Origin of the sequence: Rhizobium sp. CCGE 510, from assembly GCF_000292525.1 — a bacterium.
Taxonomy (GTDB): Bacteria; Pseudomonadota; Alphaproteobacteria; order Rhizobiales; family Rhizobiaceae; genus Rhizobium.
In genome coordinates this window covers 1-586 of record NZ_AEYF01000050.1, presented here as the reverse complement: position 1 = coordinate 586, position 586 = coordinate 1, and the positions used below count along the sequence as shown (strand labels likewise).

Annotated in this window: 1 pseudogene; it reads right to left on the bottom strand. The window is 52.9% G+C overall.

What is annotated here, in order from left to right:
• Nucleotides 1–371 (bottom strand): annotated as a pseudogene (locus RCCGE510_RS35800) (hypothetical protein); the annotation flags it as partial.
• Nucleotides 372–586: the final 215 nt, after the last annotated feature.

The window sequence follows — 586 nt, the reverse complement described above, 5'->3', positions numbered from 1 at the left end:
CCGTTCGGACCGGCCGGTTCCCGGATACCTGCCTGCTCAGGGGACAACCCCGACGCTGCGTTCGCCTCAACGACTTGCTGGTACTGCCGAAGCCGCTTGAAAGACATAGTGAGTTTTTTTCCCACGGCTTCGGTGAAGTCTTGGTAATCTTTTTTCAACGACCATTGCTGCTGATCACTGCCGTTGAGCCGGCTCGCTATGCTCTCCCTACCCTTGGTTTGCAGCCAATCACTAAACTTTCGTTTATTGCCGGCCAGCCTCGAGACGCCTTTTCTCTTGGAAGTCGAGTCCGATCCGAGCTTGCTCAGCTCTTCGTTGGCGAAGCCATCAATCATGCGGGCGTCGTCGGGATAAGGATTATGCTGTTTCAACTGCGACTCGGCGCCTAGATACTGCCGCAGCCGATCGAGACTTACGTTTATTTTTTTCCTTCAGCCTTGGTAAAGGCCTTAAAATCGTCCTTCAACGACTGTTGCTGCTGATCAGTTCCCGTGAGTCGACTGCCTATGCTCCCCCGACCATTCTTATGGAGCCAATTACTAAACCTCCGTTGATTGCTGGCCAGATTCAAGACGCCTTTTCTCTT